Annotated in this window: 9 protein-coding genes and 1 pseudogene; 9 read left to right on the top strand and 1 reads right to left on the bottom strand. The window is 62.9% G+C overall.

Going from position 1 to position 10017, the window contains the following annotated elements:
* Positions 1-247 precede the first annotated feature (247 nt).
* Both NMG70_RS01880 and NMG70_RS01875 read left to right on the top strand, forming a co-directional pair.
* On the top strand, positions 248-547 hold the full coding sequence (locus NMG70_RS01880) for a hypothetical protein (protein ID WP_254022952.1): 300 nt from the start codon (positions 248-250) through the stop codon (positions 545-547).
* Positions 548-822: 275 nt separating this feature from the next.
* On the top strand, positions 823-1137 hold the full coding sequence (locus tag NMG70_RS01875) for a hypothetical protein (protein WP_254022951.1): 315 nt from the start codon (positions 823-825) through the stop codon (positions 1135-1137).
* A gap of 80 nt (positions 1138-1217) precedes the next feature.
* On the opposite strand, the gene NMG70_RS01870 is transcribed toward NMG70_RS01875, so the two are convergent.
* Positions 1218-1910 carry a GntR family transcriptional regulator gene (locus NMG70_RS01870; RefSeq protein ID WP_254022950.1) on the bottom strand — a complete coding sequence of 231 codons (693 nt, stop codon included), beginning with the start codon at positions 1908-1910 and terminating at the stop codon, positions 1218-1220.
* 70 nt (positions 1911-1980) lie between these two features.
* On the opposite strand from NMG70_RS01870, the gene NMG70_RS01865 reads away from it, so the two are divergent.
* From NMG70_RS01865 to NMG70_RS01835, 7 genes and pseudogenes are all read left to right on the top strand, one after another.
* Positions 1981-2874 carry a dihydrodipicolinate synthase family protein gene (locus NMG70_RS01865; protein WP_254022949.1) on the top strand — a complete coding sequence of 298 codons (894 nt, stop codon included), beginning with the start codon at positions 1981-1983 and terminating at the stop codon, positions 2872-2874.
* Between the two features lie 51 nt (positions 2875-2925).
* Entirely contained in the window at positions 2926-4263 is a 1338-nt protein-coding gene (locus tag NMG70_RS01860) for an NAD(P)/FAD-dependent oxidoreductase (protein WP_254022948.1), read from the top strand.
* 14 nt (positions 4264-4277) lie between these two features.
* Entirely contained in the window at positions 4278-5279 is a 1002-nt protein-coding gene (locus NMG70_RS01855; protein ID WP_254022947.1) for a 4-hydroxyproline epimerase, read from the top strand.
* Positions 5280-5615: 336 nt separating this feature from the next.
* Positions 5616-6518 carry a branched-chain amino acid ABC transporter permease gene (locus NMG70_RS01850; protein ID WP_254018639.1) on the top strand — a complete coding sequence of 301 codons (903 nt, stop codon included), beginning with the start codon at positions 5616-5618 and terminating at the stop codon, positions 6516-6518.
* A gap of 106 nt (positions 6519-6624) precedes the next feature.
* Positions 6625-8118 (top strand): annotated as a pseudogene (livM, locus tag NMG70_RS01845) (high-affinity branched-chain amino acid ABC transporter permease LivM); the annotation flags it as partial.
* Complete coding sequence (locus NMG70_RS01840) at positions 8118-9287, top strand: ABC transporter ATP-binding protein (protein ID WP_301555117.1); 1170 nt, start codon at positions 8118-8120, stop codon at positions 9285-9287. The pseudogene livM and the gene NMG70_RS01840, both read left to right, overlap by 1 nt.
* The gene (locus NMG70_RS01835; RefSeq protein WP_254018693.1) at positions 9287-10015 is read left to right on the top strand and encodes an ABC transporter ATP-binding protein; all 729 of its coding nucleotides are present in this window, start codon (positions 9287-9289) and stop codon (positions 10013-10015) included. Before NMG70_RS01840 ends, NMG70_RS01835 begins: the two co-directional genes overlap by 1 nt.
* The last annotated feature ends 2 nt before the right edge of the window (positions 10016-10017 follow it).

Below are 10017 nucleotides of genomic sequence, written 5' to 3'. Positions count from 1 at the left end.
CTTGAACGTCCGATGCTCTAGCCAGACGGTTGCGGGGCCTATCTCTAAGATTGAACAAAAAAGGCTTGGCCAGAAACCGGGCCTTTTTGTTGACCGTCGCGGCCCGTATGTGCGTGAACGCTAATGTGATGGAACCAGGCGGGCAGCAGAAACCTTAATCTGCAATCCTGCCGTGAACGAGGCGCGGCAGATCAACCAACGGCGCTGGCGACAGCTTCGGGCATCGGCTGGCGCAAGGAGGTGTCGGATGACACGTCTTATGGTGTCGATGCTTCGCGCGGTGGCTGCCGCGTTTTCCGCCATCCCGGCAACAGCGGCCGAACAATGCGCGCCACGAGCCGAAATGATCAAGGCGCTCGGCGAGAAGTTCCGGGAAAATCCGACGGCGCTCGGCGTCGTCAATCCGAATGTGATTGTTGAAGTCTTCGTTTCCGATAAAGGCACCTGGACCATCCTCGCCAGCGACACCCGCGGTCAAAGCTGCGTGGTTTCGGTGGGTGAAGGCTGGGAGAGCGCGGTGACGACAGCAGCGCTGCCAGGCACCTGAGCCGCCTAGCGGGTGGCAGCCGCCTCAGCATAGCCGCGCGCAGGCCGCGGTTCTCGGCGACGACCTTGAAACGGATCCACAGGCGCCCCAACGGGCGCCTGCTTGCGCTTTTCGTTGCCGACACCATATATGGAACATAGTGGGAACATTTGGAATCGTCCCGCTGACAGACCGGAACACAGAAAGGAACGACGCGATGACGTCGGAACCGGCCTGGATCGTTCCGGCAAAATGAGGCGTCCCCTTTGCCGGACTGATGGCAAAGGCGGTGCCCTATGGCACGCAAATCGCTGTTCGTTTGGGTGAAAACCGTGGTGCTTGCTGGGGCATTGGCGGTGGGTACGAACGCCGCAAGCGCCCAATATCAATACTGCGTCGAACATGGCGATCTCGTAGCTCACCTGAGCGAGCAGTTCCAGGAAAGACAGTTTGCTTTCGGGCTGATCGGCCAGATGGCGATTATGGAAGTCTATGTCGCCGACAGCGGAAGCTGGACGATCATCGTCACCGATGTCGCCGGCAGAAGCTGCATCGTCGCGGCCGGCGAACATTGGGAAAACGTGGTGATCCCGACCGACCAGGACGCATGACGGAATTGGGCGATGCTCAGCACCTGGCAGCGCCGGATGGGCGGAACTCAAAGAGCCGGCCGAAGGTTGATGCCGATCTCCTAGCGCGTGGCGGCCGCTTCGGCATGGCCGCGCAGCAGCGCCATCAGGCGCTTGGCATCCTTGGCGGCGGCGTCTTCGTCGCCGTCGAGGATTGAACGGATCAGCGCGACATGGTGCTCAGCCGATTCGGCAAGCCCGGTATCGGCCTTGTAGCGGAACCAGAAGCGGCGGCTGTGGGTCTGCAACGGGGCCGCCAGCCGCGCGGCGAACGGGTTGTCGGCCGCCAGCGCCAGCGCTTCGTCGAGCGCCTTGTCGGCCTGAATGAAGGCCAGCACGTTGCCCGATATCACCGCCTTCTGCATTGCCAGCGCCGCGTCGTGAAACAGGTCGGCGGCCTCGCGGGTGACGAAGCGGGCGGCCGAGCGGGCAAGAACCACCTCGACGCCGCGCCGTGCATCGAGAACGCGCAACCAGTCGCCGGGATGCAGCGGGGCAATGGCAATGCCGGCACGCGGCCGGACATCCAGCAGTCCCTCCCACGCCAGCCGCTGGATCGCCTCGCGCACCGGCGTGCGGCCGAGCCCCAGCCTGTCGATCAGCGCGCCCTCGGTGATGAAGCTTGAAGGCGCCAGTTCGAGCGTCACGATCATGTGCTCGAGCACGCGGTAGGCTTTCGCCGCCACTGGCTCGAATCCCGGGCTTGTTTCATTGAATATCAAAGGCGAGCTCCTGATATATTTTTGATATATCATAGCAATATCAGTATTGACAGTCCGTTCCTTAATAAATATATGACTGATATATCAGATGGAGCGACCCGCTATGTGGACCGGAGTTTTCCCTGCCGTCACGACCAAATTCACCGAGGACGACCGCCTCGACCACGCCGAGATGGAGCGCTGCTTTGCGCTGCAGATGGAGGCCGGCTGCGACGGCATCATCGCCTGCGGCTCGCTCGGCGAGGGGCCGATGCTCTCGCATGACGAGAAGATCGATGTGTTGAAGACCGCGCAGAAGATCGCCGGCAACAAGCCGGTTCTGCTGACGGTCAATGAACCTGGCACCCGCGAGGCGACGGCAATCGCGCGCCGCGCCGCCAGAGAGGGCGCAAACGGGCTGATGGTGGTGCCGAGCCCGATTTATCACACCAATGCGGAGGAGACGGTCGCCGCGCTGCGCGCCGTCGCCGAGGCCGGCGACCTGCCGGTGATGATCTATTCCAACCGGCTTGCCTACCGCGTCGACGTCACCGTCGATCAGATGGAGGAACTGGCGAAGGACAAGCGCTTCGTCGCCATCAAGGAGTCCTCCGACGACATCCGCCGCTCGACCGAAATCATCAACCGCTTCGGCGACCGCTACGATTTGTTCACCGGCGTCGACAATCTGGCATTCGAGGCGCTGTCGGTCGGCGCCATCGGCTGGGTGGCGGGGCTGGTCACCGCGTTTCCGCGCGAGACGGTCGCGATCTACCAATTGATGAAGCAGGGCCGCCGCGAGGAGGCGCTGACAATCTACCGCTGGTTCCGGCCGCTGCTCGATCTCGACGTGTCGACCTATCTGGTGCAGAACATCAAGCTCGCCGAAGTCTTGGCGATCAACACCAACGACCGCGTGCGCATGCCGCGCCAGCCGCTGTCGGGCGAGCGCCGCAAGACGGTCGAAAAGATCGTCCGGGATGCACTGGCGGCGCGGCCGGAGCTGCCGACGTTTTGAGGCAGGCTCTCTTCTTCCCGTTTTACACGGGGAGAAGATGGCGGCAGCCAGATGAGGGGCAGCGCCCACGTGCAAGGAATTTCCAAGTCGGCAAAAGCGGGGCGCCGCCCCTCATCCGCCCTTCGGGCACCTTCTCCCCGTGAACGGGGAGAAGGGGAAGACATCGCCATTATCGGCGGCGGCATCATCGGCATCTGTGTCGCCGCCTATCTGGCTGAGGCGGGGCGAAATGTCACGATCTTCGATCGGACGGGGATCTGCGAGGAAACGAGCTCCGGCAATGCCGCCGCCCTGGCCTTTTCCGATGTGCTGCCCCTGGCCCACAAGGGCATGATCAGGCATTTGCCGAAATGGCTTGCCGACCCGCTCGGCCCGCTCAGCATCCCGCCGGCCTACCTGCCGAAGCTGCTGCCCTGGCTTGTCCGCTTCTGGCGCGCCGGACGAAGCGACCGCTACGAGGCCAGCCTCGCGGCACAGGCGGGGATGATGCGGCTCGCCGAGGCCGAATGGGCCGGGCTGATGGCGCGCTCGGGCACCGAAAATATGCTGCGCGAGGACGGCTCGCTCGAACTTTACGAGAGCGAGGCCGAGTTCAAGGCGTCGCTGCCCGGCTGGACGGCGAGGCAACGCTTCGGCATCGGCTTCAGCCATGTCGAGGGCGACGCGCTCGCCGCCTTGCAGCCGGGCCTGTCACCGCGTTTCGACAAAGGCACTTTCGTGCCGGGATGGAAGACCGTTACGGATCCGAAATTATTGAGCAAGGCGATCTGGGCCTATGCCGAGACCAACGGTGCGCGTTTCGAAAAGGCTCGGATCGACCACGTCGGGGCGGAACAGGACGGCGCGACATTGACGCTGGCCGATGGCACGGTGCGGCAGGCAAAACGCCTCGTCATCGCCGCCGGCGCGTGGTCGCATCTGCTGGCGAAACATTCTGGCGACCGCATCCCGCTCGAAACCGAGCGCGGCTACAATACGACGCTGCCGAAAACGGCCTTCGACGTGAAGCGGCAACTGATCTTCTCCGGCCACGGCTTCGTCGTCACGCCGCTTGAAACCGGCGTGCGCGTCGGCGGCGCGGTCGAGCTCGGCGGCATTGAGCGGCCGCCCAACCACGCCCGCTCGAAAGCGCTGCTCGACAAGGCCCAAAAATTCCTGCCGGGGCTTGACCCGGCCGGCGGCCGCGAATGGATGGGATTCCGGCCGTCGCTGCCGGATTCGCTGCCGGTGATCGGTGGCGCCAGGCAGGCCGGCACGATAGTCTATGCCTTCGGCCACGGCCATCTCGGCCTGACCCAGGCGGCGGCCACCGGACGCCTGGTCCGCGATCTCATTCTCGGCCAAAATCCGGTGCTTGATCTGTCTCCGTTTTCTCCGAACCGCTTTTGACGGGATCTCTAGAAATGGCGCGCCACTCATTCTTCTGCATCGACGGCCACACTTGCGGCAATCCGGTGCGGCTGGTCGCCAGCGGCGGACCGCTGCTCAACGGCGCGACGATGATGGAGCGGCGCGCGCATTTCCTGGCCGAATATGACTGGATCCGCACCGGGCTGATGTTCGAGCCGCGCGGCCATGACGTGATGTCCGGCTCGATCCTCTATCCGCCGACGAGGCCCGATTGCGACGTTGCCATCCTGTTCATCGAAACCTCGGGCTGCCTGCCAATGTGCGGTCACGGCACCATCGGCACGGTGACGATGGCCATCGAGCACGGGCTGGTCAAGCCGAAGGCACCAGGCTTGCTCAGGCTGGACACGCCGGCCGGCCTGGTCACCGCCGAGTACAAGCAGGTCGGCGACTATGTCGAGGAGGTGCGCATCACCAACGTGCCGTCCTTCCTCCATGCCGAGGGATTGACGGTCGAATGTCCGCAGCTTGGCGAGATCAGCGTCGATGTCGCCTATGGCGGCAATTTCTACGCCATCGTCGAGCCTCAGAAGACCTATCGCGACATGGCCGAGCACTCTGCCGGCGACCTCATCGCCTGGAGCCCGGTGGTGCGGCAGCGGCTCAACGAAAAATACGCCTTCGTGCATCCTGAGAATCCCGGCATCGACCGGCTGTCGCACATATTGTGGACGGGCGCGCCGACCGACAGCCAGGCGGATGCACGCAACGCCGTCTTCTACGGCGACAAGGCGATCGATCGCTCGCCTTGCGGCACCGGCACCTCGGCGCGGATGGCGCAGCTTCACGCCAAGGGCAAGCTTGGGACCGGCGACGAATTCGTCCACGAATCGATCATCGGCTCGCTGTTCAAGGGCAGGGTCGAGAAGCAAGTCACGGTGGCGGGCAAGCCGGCAATCATTCCCTCGATCGGCGGCTGGGCGCGGATGACCGGATTGAGCACGATCTTCATCGATGATCGCGATCCGTTCGCGCACGGATTCGTCGTCAAATAGCGAGCAACCTGACCCAGGGGAAACGAACGAAACGCAAAGATTGATCGCTGCGACAGCGCAACGATCCCGCTCATCAACTTATTTTGACGGCGATTCCTTCGAAACGGCGTGCATTTTGACGACGAATCGCCAAAGACATTGCGTTATGCCAATGATAGGGTCCGCGATAGTCCAGAGGCCGGGAAGGGAAAGAACGGGCAATCCGATTGCGTGCTTCAAAATCACGCATGCCGATTAAAGAATGACGTTGCAATCCGGGCTCGAAACTTTACGACTAGGGGAAATACGAAAAGGAATGCGTCTGCATGGGCGACATTCCAGGGGAGCCACGACAGCATGCAGTATTTTGTCCAGCAGCTTATCAACGGGCTGACGCTGGGATCGATCTATGGGCTGATAGCGATCGGCTACACGATGGTCTACGGCATCATCGGCATGATCAATTTCGCCCATGGCGACATTTTTATGGTCGGCGCCTTCACCGCCCTCATCGTTTTCCTCATCCTCGGCGCGCTGTTCTATTCGGTGCCGGTGGTGATCGCGCTGCTGGTCATGATGATCGTCGCGATGCTGTTGACCAGCCTGTACAATTGGACGATCGAGAAGGTGGCCTACCGGCCATTGCGCGGTTCGTTCCGGCTGGCGCCGCTGATCACCGCGATCGGCATGTCGATCGCGCTGTCGAACTTCGTCCAGGTGACGCAGGGGCCGCGCAACAAGCCGATCCCGCCGATGGTGTCCAAGGTCTATAATATCGAGGGCGTCAGCGTGTCGCTGAAGCAAATCGTCATCGTCATCGTCACCGCGCTGCTGCTGGCGCTGTTCTGGTACCTGGTCAACAAGACCTCGCTGGGTCGAGCCCAAAGGGCGTGCGAGCAGGACCGGAAGATGGCGGCGTTGCTCGGCATCGACGTCGACCGCACCATCTCGATCACCTTCGTCATGGGTGCGGCCCTTGCCGCCGTCGCCGGCACGCTGTTCCTGATGTATTATGGCGTCATCGCCTTCTCCGACGGTTTCACGCCCGGCGTGAAGGCGTTCACCGCGGCCGTGCTCGGCGGCATCGGCTCGTTGCCCGGCGCCGTGCTCGGCGGGCTTATGATCGGCTTCATCGAAAGCATGTGGTCGGCTTATTTCTCGATCGACTACAAGGACGTCGCGGCCTTCTCCATCCTGGCGATCGTGCTGATCTTCCTGCCTTCCGGCATTCTCGGCCGGCCAGAAGTCGAAAAGGTCTGAGTTCATGGCGGTCACCACGTCTCCGGAGCGCGACATTGTCGCCACTCCCATGCAGCGCGCTACCCGCGAAGCGCTTTATGCCGGCGCCATCGCGCTCGGCCTGTTCGTGCTGTTCATCGGTCTGAGGACCGATCAGAACATCTCCAACGAGCTGATCCTTGTACAGCGCTGGTGGCTTCTTGCAGTCGTGGTCGTGCTGACCATGGCCGGCCGTTTTCTCTACGTCGCTTACGGGCAGCCTTTCCTGGCAAATCAGAAGATCGTCGACGTCGCCACCGGCCTGCTGCCGGAGAGTATGGCGGCGCGGTTCTTCCGCTTGCCGTATTTCATCGCTGCCATCGTCACAGTGGCCGTGCTGGTTTTCCTTGCCGGCTCCCTAGACGGATTGCTGGGGCCCGGCCTGGCCGGTTATGCACGGTTCCTGAGAGCGCTGGCGATCATCTACGCCCTCGCCTCGGTGATGTTTTATTTCCGAACCTTCATCCATGCCCATTTCTCGGCATTGGGCATCACTGCACTGGCGCTCTACCCGATCATCGTTGTGCTGGTGCTTGCTCTTTACGGAGGATCGGTGGCCGCCGGGTTCCAGGGTTCTCTGAAATGGGTCGACAATTACGGCATTCAGATCCTGATCTATGTAATGCTGGCCTGGGGGCTGAACATCGTCGTTGGCCTCGCCGGCCTGCTCGACCTTGGTTATGTCGCCTTCTATGCCGTCGGCGCCTATGCCTATGCGCTGCTCGGCACGCAATACGGCCTGTCGTTCTGGATCCTGCTGCCTGCCGCCGGCGCCATGGCCGCCTTCTGGGGGGTGCTGCTCGGCTTTCCCGTGCTGCGCCTGCGCGGCGACTACCTGGCGATCGTGACGCTGGCCTTCGGCGAGATCATTCGTCTCGTGCTGATCAATTGGCGTGAGGTTACCAACGGCTCGGCCGGTATCTCCGGCATTCCCAAGGTCACCTTTTTCGGGCTGATGACGTTCAACGTCTCGGATCCGAATTATGTCGCCAAGGTCTTGGACATCGCCACGTCGAGCGCCTATTACAAGATCTTCCTCTACTACCTGATCCTCGGGCTCTGCCTGCTCACCGCCTTCGTCACCATAAGGCTTAGGCGCATGCCCGTCGGCCGCGCCTGGGAAGCGCTGCGCGAGGACGAGATCGCCTGCCGCTCGCTAGGCATCAACACCACCACCACCAAGCTCACCGCCTTTGCCACCGGCGCCATGTTCGGCGGCTTCGCCGGCTCGTTCTTCGCCGCGCGGCAAGGTTTCGTCAGCCCCGAATCCTTCATCTTCCTGGAATCGGCCATCATCCTCGCCATCGTTGTGCTCGGCGGCATGGGTTCGCTGGTCGGCATCGCCGTCGCCGCCATGGTGATGATCGGTGGCACCGAGGTGCTGCGCGAGCTCGATTTCCTGAAGCAGGTCTTCGGTCCCGACTTCACGCCGGAACTCTACCGCATGCTGCTGTTCGGCATGGCCATGGTCATCGTCATGCTGTGGAAGCCGCGCGGCTTCGTCGGCAGTCGTGAACCGACAGCCTTTCTCAAGGAGAGCAGGGCTGTATCCGGCTCCTTCACCAAGGAGGGCCACGGCTGATGAGTGATGCGAGCCCATCCGTGAACGATGCCATCCTGCAGGTCGAACATCTGTCGATGAAGTTCGGCGGTCTGGTCGCCATCGGCGACCTGTCCTTCCAGGCCAGGCGCGGCGAGATCACCGCGCTGATCGGGCCGAACGGCGCCGGCAAGACCACTGTGTTCAACTGCATCACCGGCTTCTACAAGCCGTCTGAGGGGATGCTCACGCTCAACCGGCGCGACGGCTCGAGCTATCTGCTCGAACGGCTGCCAAACCATGAGATTCCGGCGCGAGCCAAGGTGGCGCGCACCTTCCAGAATATCCGCCTGTTTTCCGGCATGACGCTGCTGGAGAATCTGCTGGTGGCGCAGCACAACAAGCTGATGAAGGCGTCCGGCTACACTATCCTCGGCCTGTTTGGCTTCAGCGGCTACCGGACGGCGTCGGCAGAGTCGATCGACCTCGCCAGGCACTGGCTGGAAAAGGCCGACCTCGTCGATCGAGCCGACGATCCGGCCGGCGACTTGCCCTACGGCGCGCAGCGGCGCCTGGAGATCGCGCGGGCCATGTGCACGGGTCCGGAACTGCTCTGCCTCGACGAACCGGCGGCCGGCCTCAATCCAAAGGAATCAATGGCGCTCAACGCGCTCCTTATGGACATCAAGGACAACACCGGCACCTCGATCCTGCTGATCGAGCACGACATGGCGGTGGTCATGCAGATTTCCGACCATGTCGTGGTGCTCGAATACGGGCGCAAGATCTCGGACGGCAGTCCGCATGCGGTGCGCACCGACCCGCGTGTCATCGCCGCCTATCTCGGGGTCGAAGACGAGGACGTCGAGACGGTGCTGATCGAGGTCGGCGACGAAGACGTCATCGAGCAACTCGACACCGGCCCGGATGCGACGCACGGTCCGGGCTCGTCGTCCTCGTATTTCGCCGGACCGGTGACCGACACGGTCGGACACAGTGAGGGCGAACGCGTCACGGTGTCGAAGGGCGCGTCGAAAGCCGGGCAGGTCGATGCAAGGTCGGGCGCGGCGGCAAGGCCGGCATCGCCGGCCGAAGCCAAACCGACGGAGAAACCTTCCGCCGCGAAATCCTCCGCGGCAAAGCCGGCCGCCAAGGCTCCGGCAAAGCCCAAGACACCGGGCGACTCCAACCGGGGCGGAGGGAATGAATGATGGCCGGCACAACGCTGCTCGACATCAAGGGCGTCCAGACCTACTACGGCAACATCAGGGCGCTGAACGGCGTCGATGTCACCGTCAAGCAGGGCGAGATCGTGGCGCTGATCGGCGCCAATGGCGCCGGCAAGTCGACACTGATGATGACTATTTTTGGTGCACCACGGGCGCGGGCCGGCACCATCACCTTCGCCGGCACCGACATCACCCAGTTGCCGACCCATGAGATCGCGCGCATGCGCATCGCCCAGTCTCCGGAGGGCCGGCGCATCTTCCCGCGCATGACGGTGATGGAAAACCTGCAGATGGGCGCCAGCCTCGACAACCTCAAGCACTACGACGAGGACGTCGAGAAGGTGTTCACGCTGTTTCCACGCCTGAAGGAACGCATTACCCAGCGCGGCGGCACGCTGTCGGGCGGCGAGCAGCAGATGCTTTCGATCGGACGTGCGCTGATGGCGCGGCCGAAACTGCTCTTGCTCGACGAGCCTTCGCTGGGCCTGGCGCCGCTGATCGTCAAGCAGATCTTCGACGCCATCCGCGAGTTGAACCGCACGCAGGGGCTGACCGTGTTCCTGGTCGAGCAGAACGCCTTCGGCGCGCTGAAGCTCGCCACGCGAGGCTATGTCATGGTCAACGGCAACGTGACGATGAGCGGCACCGGCAAGGAGCTGCTCGCCGATCCGGACGTGCGCGCCGCCTATCTCGAAGGCGGCCATCACTGAGT

It is taken from the genome of Mesorhizobium ventifaucium (assembly GCF_935822925.1).
Classification (GTDB): Bacteria; Pseudomonadota; Alphaproteobacteria; order Rhizobiales; family Rhizobiaceae; genus Mesorhizobium; species Mesorhizobium ventifaucium.
This window is presented reverse-complemented; position numbering and strand designations above follow the sequence as displayed.